Source organism: Halomonas korlensis (assembly GCF_900116705.1).
Taxonomy (GTDB): domain Bacteria; phylum Pseudomonadota; class Gammaproteobacteria; order Pseudomonadales; family Halomonadaceae; genus Halomonas; species Halomonas korlensis.
Genome location: NZ_FPBP01000001.1, coordinates 72,017 through 95,218 on the forward strand (window position 1 = coordinate 72,017; position 23,202 = coordinate 95,218).

Here is a 23,202-nt window from a genome sequence, read left to right on the forward strand (position 1 = left end):
GGCCGGCGCCTCACAGTTCGCTCTCGGCGTTCAATTTTCGTCCGGCTCACTTTTTTCCGAAGGCTTCGCTTCCGCGGAGCCTTCATCGTTTCCGGCCTCGTCCTGCCGGGCAGATACCGGTGTCTGCCAGAGGCGCCGGTTGAGCTGCGCCTCCAGATCGCATAGGCGTCTCGCCTGGTCCTCAAGCAAACGTTTCTGCTCGTCGATGCGGGCCTGAAGCAGGGCCTGTTCATGTTGCAAGGCGTGCGTGCGGTCCTCGGCTCGAGTGCGCGCCCATTCCGATTCCCTGCGCTGCCTCTCTTCCTCGACCACTTCAGTGCGGGCCGCCTGTAGCTGCTGCTGAAGCGTCTCTAGGCGTGTTTCAAGCTGTCTCTCCCGAGCGGTGTGCGCTTTTTCGGCGGCCTGACGCTCCTGGCGGGCCTCGTCGAGCAGCGTCATCAGGCGCGCCTCGACGCTTTCATGACGCTGTTCTTCCTGAGTCAGCCGCTGCTGTTGCTGAGACTCCTGCGCGGCCAGCGTTTCCTGATACCGCTGGGCCTGTCGCTCATTCTTCGCTTGTAGTTGCGCCAGCTGTTCCTCGCGTTTTTCCAGGCGGGCGGAATGTTCTGCCTCTCGCTCTTCCAAGGCGAATCGTGCCGACTGGCTCCTGGCGAGCTCGGCGCTACGTTCTTCGAGACGCTGCTCGGTAGCGGCAAGATGCGCTGCCAAGGCGGACTCGCGCTGCTGGGCATCTTCGGCATGTCGTTGTGTCTCGAGAATCTCGGCACGCGCCGCCTCGATCCGCTGGTTTGCCTCCTCCCGGTAGTGGCTCAGCGCTTCGCCGGCATCCTGCTGAGCTTGCTCCCAGAGGGCGCTTGCCAACGCCAGCAGGGGTTCCGGCATGTCGCGAGGCGCGGGCAGGTCACGATTGGCCTCGCGCCTGGCTCGCCATTCGCGCAGGTGCTCGCTGATGGTGGTAAAGCTGCCGGTACCCAGTACCTCGCGAACCTTCTGCACGCTGGGCGTCTCGCGACGCGCCACCAGCTGGTCGATCGCCTGTTGTACATCTTCGTAACGCACACCGCTACGTGCCATCTATCACTCCTTGAATCTTCGCATCGCCAGCTCGACGCGCTGGATGTCGGCTGAGTCGATCTCACATGAGGTCGCAGCGTAGCCCGAAATGCGGTGAAAGAGAAGTTTTTACGTTATGCGTATTACGTATATTACATTACATTATCGGTCATAAAATCAAGATTACGCGGCTTATCTTGCTTATTGACAAAGTGTGCCTGACACTGCGGCTTGAGATTCCAGCAGCGAAGAAGGTAGGGATGGCCGAGAAGCAGGACGAATCGCTTGCGCCAATAGTGACTGTGCAGCGGCAGCCCGACGCCTTGAGGGGGCAGGGAGCCGGCCATGCAGATGACTTGTCGCTGCCGGCAATGATCGCTGCCGAAACAGATGCCGAGGCGGTGGCCTGTTGGTTGCGTGAATATCGCCGTAGTCTCCGTACGCAGCAGGCCTATCGGCGCGAGGCCGAACGTCTGTTGCTGTGGCTGGCCGATCAGGGCCTGGCCTTGTCGGCGGTGCGTCGAGAGCACCTCGACGCCTTCGAAGCCTTTCTTGGCGACCCCAGGCCACCGGCGCGCTGGGTAGGACCGTCGCGCCCCCGCCAGGATGCCCGCTGGCGACCCTTCCGCGGCCCGCTATCGCCGGCGAGTCGTCGCCAGAGCCTGGTGATCCTGCAGGGTATGTTTGGCTGGCTAGTAGAGGCGGGGTGGGTGCGTCACAACCCGTTTCGCTTGATGCGCGACAAGCGCCGGCGCCTCGACAATCGCCAGGGGCGTATCGAGCGCTACCTCGAGCGGCCGCTCTGGGGTTGGTTCTGGAGTTGGCTGCACCGGCCATTGGAGGAGGGCGCCTCACAGCGCAGGCATTTCGAGTGCGAGCGCCGTCGCTTCACGTTCGGCTTTGCCTATCTGCTCGCGCCGCGTATCGGTGAAATGAGCGCGGCGAAAATGGCGGACTTCACTATGCGCGAGGGGCGCTGGTGGTGGCATGTGACAGGCAAGGGGGACAAGACGGCCAGCATCCCGGTGCCTCCGGACATGCTCATCCTGCTGAAAAAGTGGCGTTCCTGTCTGGAACTATCGCCGGAGCCGGCACCCGATGAGCCGGGACCACTGCTGCGGGCCCTGGATGGCATCCGAGGCCTGGGCGACAATCGGCTGTACCGCCTCGTTCGTGAAACCTTTCACGAAGCCGCCGAGACCTTGGCGCGAGAAAAAGGCGAAACAGCACGTGCCGATGTACTGCGCCTGCGTCAGGCCACGCCACATTGGTTGCGTCACACCGCTCTGACTCACCAGGCCCAGGCCGGGGTGGAGCTTCGCTATCTGGCCGAGACGGCTCGCCACTCACGCCTCGACACGACGGCGCGTTATCTGCATGCCGATGATGAGGAATGGCATCGCCAGCAGTCTCTACATGGCCTGGATCAGTTATCGGAAAGGGCAGGGCGGTCACGCGATCGAGATGCCGACGCTTAGCCGTTATAATCGTAGAAAGCTTTCAAGGAGTTGCCATGAGTTCTGACACACCCGTTGAACAGGCCCAGCAGGAGCTTCTCGAAGAGTTCGAGATGTTTGACAACTGGATGGACCGCTATCAATACATCATCGACATGGGCAAGCAACTGCCGGCTTTTCCGGAAGAATGGAAGGTTCCTGAGCACAAGATTCAGGGCTGTCAGTCTAATGTCTGGATGCATCATCGCCGTGATGGTGAGTACGTGCATTTCGATGCCGTCTCGGATGCCGCGATCGTATCGGGGCTGATCGCCGTATTGATGCGAATCTACAATGATCGCCGGCCCGCTGATATCCGTGACACCAGCCCGCATTTTCTTGGTGATCTAGGGCTCGACAAGCATCTGTCACCTACCCGAAGCAACGGTCTCAATGCCATGCTGGAGCGGATTTATCGAGTGGCCGAGCACGAAGCCGCCTGAGCACACCAGGCGTTGTTTCCAGGCGATCGGTCAAGCCTTCTTGTCGGATGGGCGGCAACGGTAGTCGGCATCGAGTTCCGGATCCTCGCGGCAGAGTGTCTCGCTGGGCCCACCCGGCACTGGATCGATGCCACCTGAGCTGCCCGGATGACAGCGCAGGAGGCGTCGAATGGCCATCCGTCCGCCCTTGAGGGGCCCGTGAGTCCGTACTGCTTCTTCGGTGTAGTGAGAGCAGCTTGGCCAGAAGCGACAGCGTGGGCCGAGCAGGGGGCTCAGGGTAACTTGATAGAGCTTTACCAGGCCCACCATGAGCCCGCCCAACAGACGCTCCAGCGGGCGAATGAGGTAGCGAGTCCAAACGATCGAATGTGCCATTCGCATAGCCCTTTGAAACAGCCCCTGGAATCAGCCCTTTGACTGCGTCTCCCGATTCGAAGACTCGTATAGGATTGCCGGGTCGATCAGGGGCGCACTGGTGATTCTTGCGTGGCGGCTTTCCAGGCTGATATAGAAGCAGCTTCGACGGCCGGTGTGACAGGCCGGGCCGGTCTGGTCGACCTGCAACAACAAGGTATCGCCGTCACAATCCAGGGCCGCACTGATTAGCGCCTGTTGCTGGCCTGAGCTTTCTCCCTTGCGCCAGTAAGTCTTGCGCGATCGCGACCAATAACAGACGCGCTTGGTGGAAAGAGTCTCTTCCAGCGCGCCACGGTTCATCCACGCCATCATCAACACTTCACCCGTGTCATGCTGCTGCGCGATGGCGGGCATCAGACCATCGTCATTGAACCTGATGGCCTCGAGTACCTTGTCCAGGGGATGGAGGCTATCGAGGTCGGCTCGCTCAAGGGGCTTGAAAGTGTCGGTCATGATCCATTCCGGGCGGGCAGTGGAGGAGAAGAGTGAGAGAGTCAGGCTTCGTTGGCGACCTGCAGACAGGCGTCACAATAACCGAGCAGTTCGATGGTCTGGCGGTCGACCCGAAACCCGAGCTCCCGGGCCCGATGGGAGAGTCGGTCGTTGATCTCGTCCAGGTGCAACTCCTCGACGCGACCGCACTGACGGCAGATCAACAGCTGAAAGCCATGGGCGTGCTCGGGGCAGGGGCAGGCGACATAAGCGTTCAAGGACTCGATACGGTGTACCAGCCCCTGGTCGCTGAGAAACTCCAGGGCGCGATAGACCGTCGGTGGACGGGCGGCGGCATGCTCGGTGGTCAGACGGTCGAGAAGATCGTAGGCCTTCAGGCCACCCGGGGCACCGGCAATCATCTCCAGCACCCGTCGGCGAATCGGGGTGAAACGCACGCCTCGCTGCTGACATTGCGCTTCGGCCTGCTGCATCAAACCACGGGTGTCGATCATGGTGGCCATGGGTATTGAAGTGGAACGCCGTATTCTACGCACCGGACGTGTCGCGGACCAGCCACGCTCAGCCTGCGGCGACGGCCGTTTCTTGGACTGGGCCTTCCTTGAGCTCGCTGTGGCGAGCGAAGTGCTTCTGGGCAAAGGCCACCCGTTGCTCCGGTGTGATGCCCTCTGCTTGCTGTTCGACCAGGTCGAGCCGTTGGCGAAGCCCTTCGCCATTCGCCATCTGAATGGCCAGGCCAGGGCGGGCATTCAGCTCCAGCAGCATGGGGCCGAAATCACGGTCGAGCACCATGTCGGTGCCCAGATAGCCGAGTCCCGTCATTTCGTAGCAGCCGGCGGCCAGCAAGAGCAGGGTGCGCCAGTCGGGAATGCGCAAGCTGGCAAGCTCATGGCCGGTGTCTGGGTGGTCCTGTCGGGTGCGGTCGAACTGCACGCCGCGGATCGCAGTGCCGGTGGCGATGTCCAACCCGACTCCCACGGCACCCTGGTGGAGATTGGCCTTGCCGTCCGATGCCGCCGTCGACAAGCGCATCATCGCCATGACCGGATAACCGCGAAAGACAATAACTCGAATATCGGGCACCCCTTCATAAGTGTACTCAGACAAACCCTCGTCAAAATTGATCAGTGCCTCGATCAACGCCACATCGGGTGATCCACCCAGAGAATAAAGGCCTGAGAGCAGGTTGGAGACATGCCGCTCGACATCGCTCAACGTCAACCGAGCGCCGCTGGGCTTGATGAAATGCTCACCTTCGACCCGCTCGATGACCAGGATTCCCTTGCCACCGCTGCCCTTGGCGGGCTTGATCACGAACCCTGGATGGCCACCAAGTATCTTGTTCAGCTGCTTGATGCCGAACTGCGTGCTCACGGTGCCGATCAAGGCAGGCGTGGTGATACCGTAGCGTTGGGCCAGCAACTTGGTCTTGAGCTTATCGTCGACCAGGGGGTATAACCGCCGCGAATTGTAGCGGCCAATATAGCGAATGTTGCGGCGGTTCATGCCGATGATGCCCTTGAGGCGCAGCTTGGCGGGGGTAGTCCACATGCGCTCAGTCCTCCGTCACTGGCTTGAAACGCCGTAACTCGAGCAGGCGATAGCCCGTGTAATTGCCGAGCAGCAGGATCAGCGCCATCAGGATCAGCTGGACGCCAAGAAAATTGAAGGTGATATGACGTATCAAGGGGTTGTTCATCGCCAGATATGCCAGCACCGCGGTCAGCAAGCTCCCCCCGCCCTGGATCAGCACTTCCTTGGGACCTTCTTCCTCCCACAGGATCGACATCCGCTCGATGGTCCAGGCCAAGATGATCATGGGGAAGAAGGTGATGGTCAGCCCGGCATTGAGACCGAAACGGTAAGACAGGACCGAGAATATCGAGATGATCGCAATGACCGTGATGATAACCGCCGACACGCGAGCCACAAGTAATAGATTTAGATAGGAGAGATAGTTACGGATCACGAGCCCCATGGCGACAACCAGCAGGAAGCCGACCAGGCCGGTCACCAGGGTGGTCTGAATGAACGCCAGCGCAATCAACACCGGCATGAAGGTACCGGAAGTCTTGATGCCCACCAGCACGCGAAGAAGTACGACGACCAGTGCCCCGATGGGAATCAGCAGGATCGTCTGGAAGAGCGCCTGTTCCTCGAGGGGGAGGCTATGGATTGAGAAATTCAGTAGGGTGTCGTCGCTCAGCTGGTTACGCACCGCAGCGGCAGCCGGTTGATTGTGCGTCAGCATCGAGAAGGTGACTCGCGAATCGCTTCCGCCTTCCACCTCAAGTACAGCGTGACCGGCCGTCTCCCAGAGCAGCAGATTCTCGGGGCGCCCCTGTTCACCGCTATTGGGATCGAACAACGCCCACTGTTCGCCGTCGTACACCTGCACCCAGGAGGTAAGGTTCTGGCGTCGGCGACCGTCCTCGAGATAGAGCCCGCTGACCTCCCGCGCAGGCACCCCGGCCTGGTTGAGCAGTCTTACCAGTAGCTGGCTGCGTTGGAATTGGGTGAGAAGCAGGCGCACGTTTTCGCCTTGACGCTCGTCGCTGAAGTCGTGCATCAGTTCCCTGGCAAAGGTGAAGGGATCAGCACTACGATTCCAGGCACGCTCGATGACCTGGGCGGCGGCGGTATCGTAGGGTTGCTCCCAGACAATATCGCGACGCAATTGCGGGGGAGGCATGTCAGGGGCTCTTGCATCGGGTGACACCAGCAGCTGCACGGTGTAGAAGAGCTGCTGGCTTCCCGACGCCTCACGAATCGACCATTGCGCGCGACGGCCGCCTTCATCCTCGACGAACGAGAGGCCATAGCCAGGGGAGGCGGTATGTTCGGTGAGTACCCGGAAACCCTGCTGGTTAGCGGGAAGCGCCATATCGATGAGAGCAGGGTCACCCTGGGCCTCGAAATTGATCAGTGCCTCGACTTCCCAGACCTGTCGCTGCTCTCCAGGCGTCCAGGGAACTTCGAGACTTAGATGGCGATGAATACTGAACGCCGTGCCGGCTACCAACAGCAGGCCGACGATCAAATAAAAGGGCAGTCGTGACATGGTTCATCCTTGCTGATGACGATCGAATCGGTGAGACGTCAGGCTTCTTCTTCTTCGTCATCGGGAGCATCGACTTCGTCGACCTCGGACTCTTCCGAGGGCAGGCCGCCGGGGAATTCAGGGCGTTCATGGATATACGTCTGGGCGACATCGATGACACTGATGTCCAGTAGAAAACGGCGTCCCAACAGCACCGGGTAGCTAAGATGGCTGCGATCCTTGAGGGTGAACTCCACCGGCTCACGGATCGAGCCCAGGGTCATTATCAAGCTGATCACAGGGCGAGATTCTTCCCCCGCGGCCTGGATGATCCGTACCCGACGCACCACTGGCTCCTCGATCCACTCATCGACTACATCCTCTACGACCACATCTTCCTCGTTGACACCGAGCTTGAAACGCACCCAGTCCTCACCGTCGCGTTCGAAAGGCGTGATCTCGGTTGCCGAAAGCGAGGAGGTGTTGGCACCGGAATCTACCCTGGCCTTGAGGTAAGTACCGACGTCGGGGAGCCCGACCCATTCACTGCGACCTACCAATACCTTACCGGCCAGTAGCGAATCTTCCTCCTCGCAACGTTGCTCGATGACCAGTGGGTTTTCCCCACTGATGTCACGGCTGGCCATGTCGCGGCTGAGTCGGCGCAACACGCTCCCGACTTCCCGAACTTCGGCACCAAGTTGATCCTGCTGACGCGCATAGGCGTCGAGCTTGTGCTCCTGACTATCGCAACGCGCGGCGAGCTGGCTCTCGAGACGATCGATGCGGGCAGCAAATGCTGCCGGACCCAGTACCGGCTCGGGTTCCGGCGTTTCGGCCAGCAAGGCGCAGCCCGCAAGCAACGAGACCAGGCAAAGGACAACAGGCAGCTTTAGACGTTGGGGCATGTGAGCAGTACATTCCAGTGGCAGGTGTCGTGATGATAAGGAGTCGCCAGCATCCTTGTCCAACGTGTCGGCATAACACACGCCAATTGCTTAGCATCCATCAGTCTGTATGACCGCTTTGTAAGGCCTTATTTAACATAATATGCATTATGCGAACCTAGGAATTGTTATTTCGCTCTTTATGCACTCATGGCGCCGCGCCGATATTAGCGCTAGGCTAGCTAGATTCATGAACGAAACCTGTACAGGATCCTTTCTCATGCATCGTTATCGACCCCTTGCTTTCGCCCTGTTGGCCTGGCTCATGGTGGGCTGTGCGAATGGCGACTTAGAGCGCTTCGTCTACGACGATGGCGAAACGGACCGAAGGGTCTGGACCTTCGAGCGTCAAGCAAAGGATCGCTGGCTCGGCAGCGCCAATGATGTCGAAGGGCCCGTCGTTGCCCGCCAGGTTGGCCACGTCTTTACCATGAGCTATCCGCTGGACGTGGAAATATCAGGGCGTACCTACACTTTCAACATGGACGACTGGATGTACCTGCAGCCCGACGGACGCTTGCTCAACCGCACCGCCATGAAGAAATTCGGCGTGACGCTTGCCGAGATCACCATCGTCTTCGATCGACAACCCACCGATAAAGCGCTCCAAGAATAATGCCTCCACACCCGTCGGGTTGGAGGCATCGTCAGCATCATCTGTATCGCTTAGATCGGCGATTTATCATCGACTTCAGGCGCTGCATAGGAGCCGTCTTCGCGATGAACTTCCTGGCCGGTCAGCCCCGGTGTAAAGACACAGGCGAGATGCATGGTCTTGTGGGCGCGCAGCAAATGTTCATCGTGCTGGTCCAGAATATAGATATCCCCTGGCTTGATCGGCCAGATCTTGCCGTCGGCCAGGGTCTCCACTTCACCTTCCCCTTCGATGCAGTAAACCGCTTCGAAATGGTTCTTGTAGTGAATGTGCGTCTCCGTCCCTTCAAAGATACGCGTGATATGAAACGAGCATTTACCGCCGTCGTCGGCGAGAGAAAGACGCGTGCTATCCCAGTTTCCGTTCTCGGCCTTGACCAGACGATCGGTCTGGCGTGCTTCCTCGAGATTACGAACAATCATTGAGAATCTCCGTAGTATGACGTTAAGTAGTATGTCGTTGACGGGCCGACCGGACTTCCGGCCGGCCAACGTCCTGGCTGACAAAGATAGCCTAGCTCAAGCGTATCAGCTCAGCGCCTGCTTGACGCTGGTTTCGAGAATATCCAGACCTTCGAGCAGATCCTCATCGGTAATCGTCAACGGGCACAGGCATTTGACGACTTCGCCGTCCTGACCACTGGTCTCGATGATCAGACCATTCTCGAACGCCTTGTGAGTGATCTTGTCGGCTACTTCGCCGCTGCCGACATCGATGCCCCGCATCAGACCCCGGCCCCGCTCCGAGGCTTCGATCCCCTGCTCGCTGATCCAGGCGGCGATCGCCTGGAAACGATCGGCGACCACCCTGCCCTTGCGCTGGACATCACGCTCGAAGGTGTCATCGCTCCAGTACTTGCGCATGGTCGCGGCCGCGGTGGTAAATGCCAGATTGAAACCACGGAACGTGCCGTTGTATTGCCCAGGCTTCCACTTGTCGAGCTCAGGGCGCATCAACACATGCGCGAACGGTAGACCGAAGCCGGAAAGCGACTTGGAATTAGTAACGATATCGGGTACGACATCCGCATGCTCAAAACTGAAGAACTTGCCGGTGCGGCCGCAACCGGCCTGGATATCATCGGCTATCAACAAGATGTCATGAGCATGACAGATGCTTTCGAGGCGTTTGAGCCACTCGAGACCCGCCACGTTGATGCCACCCTCGCCCTGTACGGTCTCGATAATCACGGCTGCCGGCACATCGAGGCCACCGGACTTGTCGCCCAGCAACTTTTCGAAATAATCCAGGGTGTCGATGTGCTCGCCCATGTAGCCATCAAACGGCAAGAACGAGGCGCCTTGGGTCGGGATGCCCCCGGTGGCTTCGCGAAACTTGCGGTTACCGGTGGTGGCCAGCGCCCCCATGGTCACGCCGTGAAAACCATTGGTGAAGGTAACAATATTATGTCGACCCTTGGCCACACGTGCCAGACGGATCGCCGCCTCGACGGCGTTTGTGCCGGTCGGCCCCGGAAAGTGGACCTTATAATCAAGGCCGCGTGGCTTGAGAATCAGCTCCTCGAGTGTTTCAAGATAGTCGCGCTTGGCGGCCGTCCAGAAGTCCAGGCCATGTACGATCCCGTCGCTGGCCAGGTAGTCGACCAGGGCCTGCTTGATATAGGGGTTATTATGGCCATAATTCAATGTGCCAGCACCGGCGAGGAAGTCGATATACTCGCGGCCTTGCTCGTCGGTCAGGCGGGCGTTGCGCGCTTGGGTGAACACGACCGGAAAGGAGCGTGAATAAGTCCGAACTTCGGATTCCATCCGTTCAAGAATCTGGGTCTGCATTAGCGACCTCCTTGGTGGGAAAAAACGAGAAATAGCAGCGAAACATAATCGAGCAATCAGAAGAATGCCGCGCCGTTAACAGGCGTCTTTCGTTAGCCTGCGTCATGTACAAGCAAAAGGATAGTTCGGCATTGCAACATTGACTTGGCATACCATGTCAATAATGACAAGGCAGGCATCATGGCTCAGAGACGGCTCGTCTGAAAGGGACCGATCCGTACCAGGTTCTCAGGATCGTGTTCGCCGCCGAGCTGGTCGGTAGAAAAATATTCGCGGCTATTGAGTGGCGCGTGCCAGCGGTCGGCCAGCCGGCGAAAAAGCCCCCAGGACGCTTCATTGTCGGGAGTGATGGTGGTTTCCAGATGATGCACATCAGCGAGTTCCTGCCGCGTCATCACGGCCTCGACCAAACGGCGGGCGAGGCCAGTGCCGCGCGCCTTCTCGCCGACAGCGACTTGCCAGAGAAAGTAAGTGTCTGGGGCGTTGCTCTTCACATAACCAGATACAAAGCCGACGATCTCGCCTTCCTCGTTGGTGGCTACCGCACAGGTATCGCGAAACTGTGTCGCCAGTAACAGGTAAGCGTAGGCAGAGTTGACATCGAGTGGGGGACAGGACTTGACCAACTCGTAAACGCCCCAGCCGTCATCCGGGTTGGGCTTGCGGATGAATAACGGGGTTTGCTCATTACCGACCACCGCATCCGCCACACTGGGGCGAGCGAGGTCGGCGGAGGGAATAAAGGGTTCGGATGTTGCATTCATAGAAGGTTTCGCTATGCGAATTTACCTACCATTATAACATTGGCTTATGACAATTCAAAATTGCCCGCTTTGCCATAAGCGCAACTTGCTGATAAACCTGTCACTGAAGAATAAGCGGTGAGCCCACCCGCTTTGCTCTCTTGAGTCTAGTCGAGTTCGCCGATAATTTGCCTCTTTCGTGCCCCGCTTCGGGTTGGCCTGGGGCTGCTGGCCGCTTGCGATGCTGATCATTTGCGGCCACCTAACAGGCGAGTCTGCACCGTCTCACGGGATCAGCGCCGGGTCAGTGTTCGCATGGTGACAAATTCTTCGGCGCCGGTGGGATGAATACCGATGGTGGCATCAAAGTCCGCCTTGGTGAGCCGCGCCCGAACGGCAATAGCGATGCCTTGTATCAATTCACCTGCCTCATCACCGACCATGTGCGCGCCCACCACCACGTCACTTTGGTCATCGACGATCAGCTTCATCAAGCACCGCTCGCTGCTGCCGGACAGCGTATGTTTCATGGGTCGAAAATCGGTGGTGTAAACGCGGATCTCTCCACACGCTTCGCGTGCCTGCTGCTCGGAGAGCCCGACAGTGCCGATATTGGGATGGCAGAACACCGCGGTGGCGATGCTCTGGTAGTCGAGAGGTGCGGGCGGCGGCGTAGTGTCAAAATGATGCTGGACCATGTGCATTGCCTCGGCGAGCGCCACGGGCGTGAGTTCCGTACCCCCTGTCACATCGCCCAGGGCCAGTATCGATGGCACCGATGTTTCGAAGCGTTCGTTGACACGCAAGTGGCCCGTATCGGTGAGCGCAACGTCAAGCTTGTCCAGACCCAGCCCGGCCAGGTACGGCCGCCGCCCGGTGGCTGCCAGTACCGCATCAACTTCGAGCCGTTGGCCATCGGTCAGGGTGACCTCAAGACCGTTCGCAACCTTGCGGATCGAATCGACATTGGTTTCAAGATGCAGCTTCATCCCTTTCTTTATCATCTCGTCCCGCGCGAACTCCCTGACCTCACGGTCGAAACCGCGCAGGAAGAGCTCGCCGCGATAGACCAGATGCGTATCGCTCCCCAGCCCATTGAAGATACTGGCGAATTCCACTGCGATGTAGCCACCGCCCAGCACCAGGAAGCGCTCCGGGAAGGCCTCGAGATCAAATACCTCATTAGACGTGATCGCAAGCTCGCTGCCGGGGAACGTCGGCACCCAGGGCCAGCCGCCCACCGCGACGAGAATCTTGTCCGCGCTGATGGTCTCGCCTGTCACCTCGACGGTATGCGCATCCATCACACAAGCACGACCATGAATCAGCCGCACACCGGCGCCATCGAGGATGCGAGCATAGATGTCATTGAGGCGTTTGATCTCACCGACCTTGTTGTCGCGCAGGGTTTCCCATTCGAACTCGGGGGCAGCGTTCAGCCGCCACCCGAAGCCACTGGCATCCTCAAACGTGTCGTGAAAATGTGCTGCATAGGAGTAGAGCTTCTTGGGAACGCAGCCAACATTGACACAGGTACCGCCCAGATAGCGGTCCTCGGCGATAGCCACGCGGGCGCCGGTCGCCGCGGCGGTTCGCGCGGCGCGCACACCTCCGGAGCCGGCGCCGATGACAAGAAGGTCATAGTCGTATCGGGTGCTGTCGTCTTTTGCAGAAGCGAGTTCGGCCACACCAGTCTCCTGAGACGCTGGGACCGCGGTGAGGGCCCCTGAAATGGATGTAGTGAATGATACCAGCCCATCTCTTGACTCGGGAGAGTTGACAGTTGACCGGCCCGGTAGGGAAAGGTAAAAGAAGGCGGAAAGTAAGTGTCACCATGGACGCTGTAAGCAGGGGGAAGGCTGATGAAGGACGAGGATATCCAAGGGCTGCTCGACAACAACCGCGCCTGGGCAGACCTGATGTGCCGGGAAGACCCGGATTACTTCATGCGGTTATCCCGCCAACAGAATCCGGACTATCTCTGGATCGGCTGTTCCGACAGTCGAGTGCCCGCCAACCAGATCATCGACCTGCCCCCTGGCGAAGTCTTCGTTCACCGCAATGTCGCAAACCTGCTCCATCACAATGACATGAACGCCCTCTCGGTCGTCCAGTTCGCGGTGGATGTGCTCAAGGTGCGTCATATCATGATCGTTGGTCATTATGGATGTGGAGGTGTCCGCGCCGCGGTCGCCGGGGGTGAATGCGGGATAGTCGACTACTGGCTGCATTCGGTGCGCGAGCTCTACAGTCGGCATCGTGAGGCGTTGCAGGACCTTCCTCTTGATGATCAGGTGGACCGCATGTGTGAGCTCAACGTCAAGGCTCAGGTCAACAACCTGTGTCGCACCAAGATCCTCCAGCGCGCCTGGCAGCGGGGCCAGATGCTCTCGGTCCATGGCTGGGTATACGGTCTGGCAGATGGACACATCAAGGATCTCGACTGTTCCATCACCGGCCTTGAGCAGGTCGCTACCCTCTATCGTATCGATCGCCTGGCGCCGTTGCAGGATGATTGAGACGCCATCTCATTTCGTTCCTGAATGGCTCAATCAATGGTCCGCCGCCCCACCGGGCCCTGGCGTGTGAGGAATGTGATCTGGTGCTTTGCTATTGGCCCTCGCAAGCCTGCGGCATGGAGCCGGTGACCGAGGCGAGCGTCTATCGCCACGTCGGTGTGGAGCGACTGGTTCCCGTGTCGCGATTTCTGGCACTTGCCCGCTCAGCTGCCGGATGAGGCCTGGGTCGGCCGGTTCGAGATCATCATCAGCGATGACGATGCACCGCCGATGCTTCCGAAGGGGCGCTTCGCGGTGCTCGGCGGTGTGTCACAGGCCTGCCCGATGACCTGCTCGCCGTGTATCGTCCGGTGGCCTTAACGGCGGCCCTGCCTGGATGAATTGCGGGTGCGCAAGAGTGATTACGAGGACGCTTGCCTGCGGGAAGCCAATCGGCGCGCCATGGCAGGGCACCGTGCTGCGCGCGAGAGGTTCCTGGCTGGCGGCAGCGAACTCGAATCCGGCTAGCCTACCTCGGCGCATCTCGGCAGCGTGAGACCGCCCTGCCCTACGCCAGCATTGTCGGCGTCAATGCGCATGGTGGTGTGCTGCATTATCAGCATTGCGATACGACACTCTCCGATACTCGCCACAGCATGCTGATCGATGCCGGCCAGCGCTATCGGGGCTATTGTGCCGACATCACGCGCACCTAGTCGGGACCCGATGTCGATCCGGTGTTTCAACCTTTGGTGGATGGCGTACGGGCGCTGCAACGGAACCGGCATTGCGCCTGACTCGGGAACTGGAGGCCGGCATGGTGGTCACCATTGAGCCGGGGCTATATTTTATTTCCCAATTGATCGCCCCCTATCGTGACAGCGGCGATATTGATGCGTCACTCGTCCAGCGGCTAGCCTGTCACGGAGGGATTCGTATCGAGGACAATGTCTTGGTGACCCGACAGGGACCCGACAACCTGACGTCGAAGACAACTGAGTGACACCGCCATGGCAGCCCAGCTGCATTGCGCCGATTTCCGCCCGCCTCCCGGCCTGGCTAACCGCCATGTTCAGACGCTGCTGCCTCGGTTGCTGCCCCGGCGAAAGCTGAGCTGGCGCGTGGAGGGTCTCGAGCTGCCCGATGGCGATTTTGTCGAGTTGGCCTGGGCGTTGCCGGACATCGTGGCGGAAGATGCGCCGTTATTTCTGTTGTTCCATGGCCTGGAAGGAGGCATCCGCTCTCCCTATACGCGAGAATTGATGGCCACGGCAGCAGGCCTCGGCTGGCGGGCGGTGGTCATGCACTTCCGGGGCTGCGGCGGGCGACCCAACCGCCTCCCGCGCGCCTATCACAGCGGCGATACGGCAGATGCCTATTGGCTGATTGCCCAGTTGGCACACCGTTATCCGCGTGCCCTCAAGGTGGCCATCGGCGTGTCGCTGGGCGCCAACATGCTGATCAAGCTGATTGCCGAACAGGGCGGCGATGGCCTTGACCTGGCAGGCGCCATCGCCATCGCACCACCTCTGGATCTCGCGGCCAGCGCCGACACCCTGCATCAGGGCTTTTCACGGTTCTACGAACGCCACTTGCTGGCATCGCTCAAGGCCAAGGTTGCACGCCGCCTCGAGGCATTACCCTTGCCGCTTACGGCTCGTGAACTCGATGCCCTGGATAGCCTACGTGAGTATGACGATGCCGTTACCGCACCGCTGCACGGCTTTGCAGGTGTGGCGGATTACTACCGCCGCGCCTCTGCGGGCCCGCTGATCGGCGATCTTGAGCTGCCGACCCTGATCCTGCACGCCAATGATGATCCCTTCATGCCGCCGGATCTTTTCGAGCAGCTTCCCGCCCCGGGTGATGCCGTGCGTGTGGAGATTGCTCGACATGGTGGGCATGTCGGCTTCATCGAATGGCATGACGGCCGGCTCGGCAGCTGGCTGGCCCGTCGCGTGGCTCGCCAGCTTGGTGACTGGGGATGCACGACGCCTCAGGATGCCTGGCAGGAAATGCGTCGCGTCAGCCGATCGGACAGCTGATACCGGTGCCGCGCAGGCCGCAGTAACCCCCGGGGTTCTTGTCCAGATATTGCTGGTGGTATTCCTCTGCGTAATAGAACACTTCCAGCGGGGCGATCTCTGTGGTGATCCTGCCCCTGCCGGCCTTGTCCAAGGCTTGCTGGTAGGTTTCGCGGCTGCGTAAAGCGGTGGCTTGCTGGGTCTCGCTGGTGGTCAGGATGATGGACCGGTACTGAGAGCCGATGTCGTTGCCTTGGCGGTTGCCCTGGGTGGGATCATGGGCTTCCCAGAAGGTGCGCAGCAGCGTCTCCAGCGCGACCTTGTCGGGATCATAGATGACGCGCACAACCTCGGCATGGCCGGTCTGCCCGCCACAGGTTTCCTGATAGGTCGGATTGGGCGTCGTCCCGCCTGCATATCCGACGGCCGTTACCTGCACGCCGGGAAGCTGCCAGAAGCGCTGCTCGGCGCCCCAGAAGCAACCAAGCCCCAGTACGATATCCTGCAGTCCCGCTGCGAAGGGAGGCAGCATGGAAAGCCCCGAAACGCTATGCACGCCGCTGATCTCGAGGGGGGTGGAGCGCCCTGTCGGGGCGCGCCGGGTCAAAATACTCATCTCTTGCTCCTGTTCAAGGGTCAGGCCAGGGTGTCAAGAAACAGGCCCGAAGGTGTATGTAGCTCAAGGATCCGGCGGGTTGCCCTCGCGGCTGAAGGCATAGACCAGATCCACGGCCTGGGCGGCACCCGAAATGGCTTCAAGGTAGAGATTACGCCATACGGTGTAGCGTAGCGTCAGCTCGGCGATGGGCGAGAACAACCCCACCCCATAGCTGAGGCGCAGGTCGTCGGTGAGCTGGCCGCTGAGCACCACCTGGCTTTCGTCTCCCGCACCGGCCGTTTCGAGATTGAGGTCATCGACGCCAAAGGCCTGCCCGATGGCTCCTACTGCGCCGCCGGTGCGGCCCAGCGTCATGCCGACAAGCGCTGAGGTCAGGGCGCCATCGGCGCCGCCACTGTCATCCGCCGAGCGACCTCGCAGCAAATAGGAAAGGGCCTGTGCTTCCTCCATGCTGGGTTCTGAGAATATCTGCAGTTGGGGCTGGGCGGCGCTCCCGGTGACGCGAAGACCCGCGATGACACCATCCTCGGTCACCTCCGGGTTACGGATCGCCTCGAAATCGAGCAGTGGCTGGTCGGGAGGTCCACTGAACAATAACTGTCCTTCGCGAATCACCAGATCCTGGCCGAACGCCCGGAAGCGACCATCGACCAGGCTGACATCGCCAAACAACTGGACCGGGCCATTCTGCTGACGCACTTCCAGATTGCCGGAAAGCGCGGTCTCAAGACCATAGGCATCAAGCAGCATGTCGGGACCCAGCTGCAGCTCGATCTGCACATCGACCACCATCCCGGCATCGGTCAGCGTCTCGGCGGCACTCTCCCCGGTCTGCTGCATTTCCTGCGCTGCCGCTCGCTCTGCCTCACGCTGAGCTTCGCGTTCCATGCGGCGTTGGTCGCTGCGCGTGATGATCACTTCATCGGGGCTTGGCGCTACCGCCGATTCGGGTATGTCACCTACCTCGAGGCGTGCCCAGGGCACTTGAACCGTGCCGCGTACCTGCAGGCGATCCGGCACCACGCGGATTGCCAGATCGGGAGCAATACGCAGACGCCCGAATGCCGGAAGCGTTGCCATCAAAGGATCCTCGCGCGCCTCAAGGTCCACGGCCACCTGCCAGTTCTTGGCATCAGGCCATCGAGCCGACCCGTCGACCAGCAGACGACCCTGTTCGGCGGCGATGAAACCGTCGATATCAGCGCGATCGCCGGCCAGTTGGACCTCGAGCTCACCATCGGCAACGGCCAGCGGTAATTCCCCGCCCTCGAGGCGTAATTGGTCGAGAGCGATGCGGCCGTCGAGGGTAGGTGCCTCACGATTCCCCCCGATCCGCACGTCCCCGCCGAGAGAGCCCTCCATCGTATCCATGCCTGCGACGAGCCTGCGATAAGGAGCAAGCTGGAGCGAGTCCAGGCGTAACCGGCCGTCGAGTTGCGCTCCACCAGTGGGATCGTCAATCCCTAGCTCCAGATTGATATCCCCGACATCTGCCAGGCTCAGGCCCAGATCCATATCGGCACGCGCCTGATTCGCATCGGCGGTAAGCGTCACACTTGATTCCGGCAGCTCCCATGGCTGGCCATAGGCATCCACACCGTTCATGGCGAGCTCACTGTCCAGCTCGAGCTGAGCCCGCCAGGTACCGCCAGCTCCCCATTCGGCGATCAACTCAGCATGCGTGGCGCCATCAACTTCCCACTCTGCCGGAACGACCTCGTCCAGCAACGACATGGGCAGTGCCTGCAGCGCCAGTTGTGCCCTGCCGCTTTCGGCCGAGGCATCGAGCGGCTCCTGTAAACAGAGCGAACCGCCCTGGACCCGCTCCAGACAGAACGGTGCTACCTGAGCGCTGCCTGCCGGCAGGTTGATATCAAAAGCCAGGGCCTCGGCCAGACGGATGTCACCGTAACGGGTATCCACCTCAAGGGGGGTCAAGCGACCCGCGTAACGCTCATGCGCCTCACCTAGTCCCCCCTCGATCGCCAATGCCGCACGGGAGAGCGGCATGCCCTGCCCGGCGTCGGCATCGAGCGTCAGCCGATGCTCGGACAGGCGGCCATCCAGGCCCAGATCGATGGCGTCGAAGCGCTGACCGGCGGCATCGAGACGCTCGATTCCCAGCTCGATGTCCATTGCCGGGTCTTCGAGGCCACTGACCCTGCCGGCAAGCCGCAGACGCTCGAGGCGGTTCTCGGCGAAGCGCAGGTCCTGTCCGGCCATCTCCAGGTCCAGTTGGGGCGCCTCGAGCGTGCCGGAGCCAGAGAACTCCCCGCTTAGACTGCCCCCCAGATCCTCGTACAGACTGGCCAGCGCCGGCAGGTCGAGCCGCCCCACCACGTCCAGCGACGTCTCGCTGACCTGACCGCTGGCCGTCACACGATTCTCGCCCTGACGAAAGTCCAAGGTATCGATCTGCCACTGCATATCGCTGTTGCCTGCGAGCCTGGCCTCCAGCGACAACGGGCGCTCCTGGAGCTCACCATCGATGGCCAGGCGAGGTACTTCCATCGACCACCCGGCGTCGGATTGGCTGAAGCTCAGTTCGGCGTCGCCATCGAGACGCCCCGGGAGTCCCTCGACGAATTCCTCGGGATCCAGATTATCCAGGCGTGTGATGGCATTGACATTTACGCCATCGACCCAGTCGACGCGCCCGCGCGAGACCACCGAGGCTCGGCCGAGGCTGAAGGATAGCGGGGTCCAGGCAAAATGCTCGCTATTGCCCGTTCCGGCCAGTGCCAGGCGGCTATAGGGTAGATCGGGGCCCTCCGCCCTCAACGAGGCGGCGACGCGATAGCCGGTCAGGCTGCCCTCGAGCCGCAGGACAAGATCCTCGACCAACCAGGGATCGGTCGGGTCCAGGGGCGTATCGGCAGGCTGTTCAGGGTCGGCCAGCGCTGCCGCTGCGGGCAAGGGCCATCGAATCAGTTTGCTGTCCAATGACGCAGTAAACGGCATGGTCGGGTCCAGCGCATCGAGGCGAGCGTCGAACTGTGCCATGACCGGCCCGGACAACCCGAGACGAACGATCAGGTCGCCGAGATTCCCGTCCAGGGCCAGGTCGATGCGTTGTCCGGCGAGCTCGGGCATTCTTTCGGGCAGCCACAGCGCCGCTTGCAGCCGGGCCTGCAGCGGGTAGTCGTCACGAAGCGAGACACTTGCTTCTAGATGCGCGTCGGCATCTTCCGTCGTCACCTCGAGCGGCGCTATTTCGACATCATGCCCCTCGGCGGTCAGCGCTACTGTCAAGCGCTCGACGGCGTAGTCCAGCGGGCCAGCGATCGCGAAGTCTTCCACCAGCAGCTCCGGTGCTTCGATACGCAATGGCAGGCGGATATCAGGAAGCTCGCGACGCGGCTGTTCCTCAAGCGGAGGGGCTTCCGGCTCCCCTGTGTCTTCGGCGGAAGCCACGGCCGGCGGTGGCGAGCCTGCGGCAATGGCGCCATCGATCGCCGTCGCCGTTATCTGCGGTACGCGCTGCTCGGCATGGGAGGTATCGTCGGCCAGCGCCAATTGCGTCCCGGGCGAGCCCGCAAGCATCAGCCGCGTGCCGGACAAACGGGTCGGCGCCAGGATCACGGTGTCGTCTTCCGCCACTGCGCCGGTGCTGAAATGATCCCAAGCGAGCCGGGTGCCGTCAGCGAGCCTGATCTCGACATCGCGCAGAGCCAGCGAGCGGATTTCCACGGGAAACGGCAAGGTAATGGCGCCGGGTGGTTCGCCGGGCTCGCTTTCCTCGGTTGGGCCAGGCTCGGTTGAGGAAAGGCGGACTCGCGCGCCTTCAACCTCGAGGGTCTCAAGGCAAAGCCGACCCGACAGCAGACAATCATCCGCCCAGGCGATCTCGAGCCGCTGTGCCGTGATACTCGCGGCTCCGGCGTCGAGAGCCAGGCCGTGGAGCACCAGGCGATCAAGGGGCGCACCCTCATGAGATTGCAGGGTATAGAAACCCCGCTTGGCGCCTTCCTCCAGCAGCATGCCCGACCCCCAGGGCGATAGCCCCAGGCCCAGCAACAGGAAGACCAGCCCTAACAACCACAGCGGCAACAGTATCAGTAGGCGTAACAGTACCCAGAAGAGGGTCAAGATCATCAGAACTCCGGGCCGATGGCGAAATGAATCCGCCATGAATCGTCATCATCAAAGGGGTGGGCGATATCGAAACGCACCGGTCCCACGGGCGAGACCCAGCGAACGCCAAGTCCCGCGCCGGTATTCAGGTCAGTTGGGCCCCAATCATCGAAGGCGTCACCGGTATCGACGAAGGTGGCGCCCCACCAGTCGCCGGTCACGCGCCGCTGGTATTCGATACTGGCGGTGAGCAACTGTTGACCACCGAGCAACTCACCTTGTTCATTACGTGGAGCCAGGCTTTCGTAGGAGTAGCCCCTCACTGAGCGGTCACCACCGGTGAAGAAACGCAGCGAAGGGGGAATTTCGTTGAACTCGCTGGTCTCGATGGTGCCGAGGCCCGCACGACCGACAAATCGATTGTCATTCCCGACCATACGAATCCACTGGGTCTCGCCCGTCACCCTGACAAAATCAGCGCCCGATCCCCAGAGACCATCAGAGACCTCGAAGGACAGCCGTTGCCGATCACCCCAGGTCGGGAATGTCGGGTTGCGTGTTCGAGTGCGAGACCAGCTGATACCCGGGTATACCAGCAGCACCTGCTGTTCATCGCCGGCTTGGGTAAAGTCTTCAAAGGTACTGCGCAGGAAAAGTGTCTGAACCCAGTCATTGTCGAACTCCCAGCGCCGCGCCGCTTCAATGGTCGCCTGGAGCGACTGGGTGTCCTCGTTATCCAGGTTTCGAAAGCCATACTGGAACCGGTAACTATCGCGCAGGGGGTCGTCGAGTGGCATCTGGTAGGTGCCGGTAAATCGCTGCTCGGGTGCCGACAGGAAAAGCTCGTGGTCCAATCCATGGCCATAGCGGTTGATCCACGGCTGCTCCCAGGAAAACCGGGTACGTGGTCCCACATCGGTGGCATAACCCAGGCCGATCTCGAATTGATGGCGGTCGGCGGGAGTGACACGCACATCGATGGGCACCGTGGAACGTTTGGGTTGATTCAGGCTGCTTGCGGCTGCCAGCGCGTCCTCCGACAGCCGTGGTTCGGTTGTCGTATCGCGGCTGTCCTGGCTAACCCGGGCGTCATCGCCCTCCAGTTCGAGGGTATTCCAGAAACCTGATTCCCGCTCGGGCAGGACAAGACTGGCAGACTCCTCGAGTCTTGGGCGCACCGTGATCGTATTGAACCAGTTGGTCTGCCCCAGGCGCTGATTGAAGCTGGCAAGCTCGCCGGCCAGGTAGGGATCGCCGGGGGCGAACGGAAGTAGGTTGCGCAACCGCTGCTCCTCGATGTGACTACCCGCGAACGTCACATCGCCGAAGCGGTAGCGTGGACCGCTATCCAGATGAAGATAGAGCCGAGCACTCTCCGCGTAGGGCCGGACTTCCATACGCCGATCGACAAAGCGCCAATCGAAATAGCCGCGTTCCAGGGAAAGGTTCGCCAGGCGTCCGCGAAGCCGGTCATAGGGCGCATGAACGAGAGGATCGCCTATCTCGAGAGGAAAGGCATCGAGGGCCTGCTCAAACGGTGGATCATCGGCGGCATCGCCCTCCAGGCGGAACTCGAGAGTCTCGATAGTGACGCGTGGGCCGGGTTCGATGGCCAGTTCCACGTAGTCGGGCGGGTCATTCTCGTCGAGCTTGTGGACGATCTGCGGCGAATAATAGCCATAGACGCGCATCGCTTCACGAGTGCGGCGCTGAACGCCGCTCTCGATTCGGCTGCGGCTGAGTGCAGTGGCATCGAGGCCGTCCAGGTACTGGCGAATGTTGTCGGCGACATCGCCCTCAACCCCCTCGATGCGCGCCTCGAGGCACCATGCAGAAGACGCCGTACCCAGCAGGCCGATACCTAAACACATCCTTATCAAGGCCTGGCGGACTCTCGCCGGGCCGGCAATCATGCGCTTTCCCATATAATAGGTTTCCCTAGCCTGGAGGTCACACCATCGGTACTACTCAACGCAGGGTGGTCTTACTCAACTCAGGGTTGCAGGGCTTCCAGCTGGGCACTTAAAGCAAGTTGACCACGTCGTAACTCGGCAAGCTCATCCTCCAGGATATCCAGCCGTGCGTCGGTGGCGTTGCTGCGTTGCTGTTCAGCCTCCCGTGAGGATTCAACGGATTCAATCGCCTCAGCGAGCTGCGACTGACGGTTATTGAAGTCCTCTAGCTGGCGCTGGGTGCTGGCCAATCGTTCTTCCAGCATAGACTGCTCAGTCTCGAGTGTGGCGATCAACTCATTTTCCACGGTGTCGAGGCGTTGCTCATCGCGCTCCCTGGCCTCGGCAATCGCCATGAGCCGTTCCTCCAACGCTGCTCGCCCCTCTTCCCCTACCTGTTCCAAGGCGTCCAGGGACATCCTTGCCGAGGCAATCAAGGCATCGCGTGCCTCGCCGTCGCTCACCACTTCGGTTTGACGGGTCACCAACTCATCGAGGCGTTCATCCATGGCCGGCAGCCGAGACTCCACTCTTTCCTGTACCTCCTCGAAACGCTTTTCGAATGCCGAATCACGCGCCTCGAGTGCTTCGAGACGGGACTCCAGCGACGCCAGGACATCGCCATCTCCCTGCTGTGCGTCGAAACGCGCATGAACATTGGAGACTTCACCGCTAATTCTCGTCAGCTCTCGCTCGAACCGCGAGCGCTCCTGCCAGCCGGTCCAGGCAAGTGCCAGGCAGCCACCCAACAACAACAGTACCAGCAGCCACAAGGGCCACATCCGCGGCGCGGGTGGCTGACGCAGGCGAGGTGCCAGGCTGGAATCCGGGTCCGGAACGATCGGTCGTGTGTGCCGGCGGTCTTCCGGGCGCTCTGCCATGGCAGACTCCTTTCTTCGTTCATCGTTCTTCGTGCGGGTGACCTACCGCGTACGGCAGGGAGCGTCGGTAATGTTGTCTCCGAGACGGTTGGCGTGTCGACCGCCCATGTAACC

22 protein-coding genes are annotated in these 23,202 nt (G+C 60.8%); 7 read left to right on the top strand and 15 right to left on the bottom strand.

From position 1 onward, the window contains the following. Nucleotides 1-30: 30 nt before the first annotated feature. Nucleotides 31-1,074 (bottom strand): DNA-binding protein, encoded by a 1,044-nt coding sequence (locus BM341_RS00335; protein WP_089791781.1) that lies wholly within the window; start codon nucleotides 1,072-1,074, stop codon nucleotides 31-33. Between the two features lie 350 nt (nucleotides 1,075-1,424). On the opposite strand from BM341_RS00335, the gene BM341_RS00340 reads away from it, so the two are divergent. Continuing rightward, nucleotides 1,425-2,531: a tyrosine-type recombinase/integrase gene (locus tag BM341_RS00340; protein ID WP_245784128.1), complete on the top strand. Its 1,107-nt coding sequence runs from the start codon at nucleotides 1,425-1,427 to the stop codon at nucleotides 2,529-2,531. A 35-nt stretch (nucleotides 2,532-2,566) separates the two neighbouring features. Beyond that, nucleotides 2,567-2,992 carry a SufE family protein gene (locus tag BM341_RS00345; RefSeq protein ID WP_089791784.1) on the top strand — a complete coding sequence of 142 codons (426 nt, stop codon included), beginning with the start codon at nucleotides 2,567-2,569 and terminating at the stop codon, nucleotides 2,990-2,992. Between the two features lie 30 nt (nucleotides 2,993-3,022). Here the strand turns inward: BM341_RS00345 and yidD are convergent, their stop codons facing one another. The 6 genes from yidD to BM341_RS00375 form a co-directional block, all read right to left on the bottom strand. Then, a complete protein-coding gene (yidD, locus tag BM341_RS00350) occupies nucleotides 3,023-3,367 on the bottom strand; it encodes a membrane protein insertion efficiency factor YidD (protein WP_089791786.1) in 345 nt (114 codons plus the stop codon). Between the two features lie 30 nt (nucleotides 3,368-3,397). Continuing rightward, complete coding sequence (gene hisI, locus BM341_RS00355; RefSeq protein WP_089791789.1) at nucleotides 3,398-3,862, bottom strand: phosphoribosyl-AMP cyclohydrolase; 465 nt, start codon at nucleotides 3,860-3,862, stop codon at nucleotides 3,398-3,400. A 41-nt stretch (nucleotides 3,863-3,903) separates the two neighbouring features. Beyond that, on the bottom strand, nucleotides 3,904-4,356 hold the full coding sequence (locus tag BM341_RS00360; protein WP_089792642.1) for a Fur family transcriptional regulator: 453 nt from the start codon (nucleotides 4,354-4,356) through the stop codon (nucleotides 3,904-3,906). 67 nt (nucleotides 4,357-4,423) lie between these two features. After that, nucleotides 4,424-5,413, bottom strand: a complete 990-nt coding sequence (locus tag BM341_RS00365) for an alpha-L-glutamate ligase-like protein (RefSeq protein ID WP_089791791.1) — start codon at nucleotides 5,411-5,413, stop codon at nucleotides 4,424-4,426. Nucleotides 5,414-5,417: 4 nt separating this feature from the next. Next, nucleotides 5,418-6,923 carry a UUP1 family membrane protein gene (locus BM341_RS00370; protein ID WP_089791793.1) on the bottom strand — a complete coding sequence of 502 codons (1,506 nt, stop codon included), beginning with the start codon at nucleotides 6,921-6,923 and terminating at the stop codon, nucleotides 5,418-5,420. A 38-nt stretch (nucleotides 6,924-6,961) separates the two neighbouring features. Continuing rightward, nucleotides 6,962-7,810, bottom strand: coding sequence for a putative ATP-dependent zinc protease (locus tag BM341_RS00375; RefSeq protein ID WP_089791794.1), 849 nt, complete (start codon nucleotides 7,808-7,810; stop codon nucleotides 6,962-6,964). Nucleotides 7,811-8,069: 259 nt separating this feature from the next. Between BM341_RS00375 and BM341_RS00380 the strand changes: the two genes are divergently transcribed. Further along, on the top strand, nucleotides 8,070-8,465 hold the full coding sequence (locus BM341_RS00380; RefSeq protein ID WP_245784107.1) for a DUF3833 family protein: 396 nt from the start codon (nucleotides 8,070-8,072) through the stop codon (nucleotides 8,463-8,465). 50 nt (nucleotides 8,466-8,515) lie between these two features. Here BM341_RS00380 and BM341_RS00385 read toward each other — a convergent pair whose 3' ends face one another. The 4 genes from BM341_RS00385 to gorA all read right to left on the bottom strand — a co-directional run bounded on the left by BM341_RS00385 (nucleotide 8,516) and on the right by gorA (nucleotide 12,728). Beyond that, on the bottom strand, nucleotides 8,516-8,926 hold the full coding sequence (locus BM341_RS00385) for an ectoine synthase (protein ID WP_089791798.1): 411 nt from the start codon (nucleotides 8,924-8,926) through the stop codon (nucleotides 8,516-8,518). Nucleotides 8,927-9,031: 105 nt separating this feature from the next. After that, complete coding sequence (gene ectB / locus BM341_RS00390; RefSeq protein WP_089791800.1) at nucleotides 9,032-10,297, bottom strand: diaminobutyrate--2-oxoglutarate transaminase; 1,266 nt, start codon at nucleotides 10,295-10,297, stop codon at nucleotides 9,032-9,034. 185 nt (nucleotides 10,298-10,482) lie between these two features. After that, complete coding sequence (gene ectA, locus BM341_RS00395; protein ID WP_089791802.1) at nucleotides 10,483-11,061, bottom strand: diaminobutyrate acetyltransferase; 579 nt, start codon at nucleotides 11,059-11,061, stop codon at nucleotides 10,483-10,485. 272 nt (nucleotides 11,062-11,333) lie between these two features. Further along, nucleotides 11,334-12,728 carry a glutathione-disulfide reductase gene (gene gorA, locus BM341_RS00400; RefSeq protein ID WP_089791805.1) on the bottom strand — a complete coding sequence of 465 codons (1,395 nt, stop codon included), beginning with the start codon at nucleotides 12,726-12,728 and terminating at the stop codon, nucleotides 11,334-11,336. A 174-nt stretch (nucleotides 12,729-12,902) separates the two neighbouring features. On the opposite strand from gorA, the gene can reads away from it, so the two are divergent. The 4 genes from can to BM341_RS00425 all read left to right on the top strand — a co-directional run bounded on the left by can (nucleotide 12,903) and on the right by BM341_RS00425 (nucleotide 15,583). After that, nucleotides 12,903-13,559, top strand: coding sequence for a carbonate dehydratase (can, locus tag BM341_RS00405; protein ID WP_089791807.1), 657 nt, complete (start codon nucleotides 12,903-12,905; stop codon nucleotides 13,557-13,559). A 413-nt stretch (nucleotides 13,560-13,972) separates the two neighbouring features. After that, nucleotides 13,973-14,254 carry a M24 family metallopeptidase gene (locus BM341_RS00415; RefSeq protein ID WP_089791811.1) on the top strand — a complete coding sequence of 94 codons (282 nt, stop codon included), beginning with the start codon at nucleotides 13,973-13,975 and terminating at the stop codon, nucleotides 14,252-14,254. A gap of 71 nt (nucleotides 14,255-14,325) precedes the next feature. Then, nucleotides 14,326-14,541 carry a M24 family metallopeptidase gene (locus tag BM341_RS00420; protein ID WP_342713842.1) on the top strand — a complete coding sequence of 72 codons (216 nt, stop codon included), beginning with the start codon at nucleotides 14,326-14,328 and terminating at the stop codon, nucleotides 14,539-14,541. A gap of 7 nt (nucleotides 14,542-14,548) precedes the next feature. Continuing rightward, nucleotides 14,549-15,583, top strand: coding sequence for a hydrolase (locus BM341_RS00425; protein ID WP_089791813.1), 1,035 nt, complete (start codon nucleotides 14,549-14,551; stop codon nucleotides 15,581-15,583). Here BM341_RS00425 and msrA read toward each other — a convergent pair. The 4 genes from msrA to BM341_RS00445 form a co-directional block, all read right to left on the bottom strand. Then, a complete protein-coding gene (gene msrA / locus BM341_RS00430; RefSeq protein WP_089791815.1) occupies nucleotides 15,564-16,178 on the bottom strand; it encodes a peptide-methionine (S)-S-oxide reductase MsrA in 615 nt (204 codons plus the stop codon). The genes BM341_RS00425 and msrA overlap by 20 nt on opposite strands. A gap of 63 nt (nucleotides 16,179-16,241) precedes the next feature. Then, complete coding sequence (gene tamB, locus BM341_RS00435) at nucleotides 16,242-20,276, bottom strand: autotransporter assembly complex protein TamB (protein ID WP_175507758.1); 4,035 nt, start codon at nucleotides 20,274-20,276, stop codon at nucleotides 16,242-16,244. After that, entirely contained in the window at nucleotides 20,276-22,180 is a 1,905-nt protein-coding gene (gene tamA / locus BM341_RS00440; RefSeq protein WP_425431964.1) for an autotransporter assembly complex protein TamA, read from the bottom strand. Before tamA ends, tamB begins: the two co-directional genes overlap by 1 nt. 68 nt (nucleotides 22,181-22,248) lie before the next feature. Beyond that, nucleotides 22,249-23,088 (bottom strand): hypothetical protein, encoded by an 840-nt coding sequence (locus BM341_RS00445; RefSeq protein WP_089791817.1) that lies wholly within the window; start codon nucleotides 23,086-23,088, stop codon nucleotides 22,249-22,251. Between the last annotated feature and the right edge of the window lie 114 nt (nucleotides 23,089-23,202).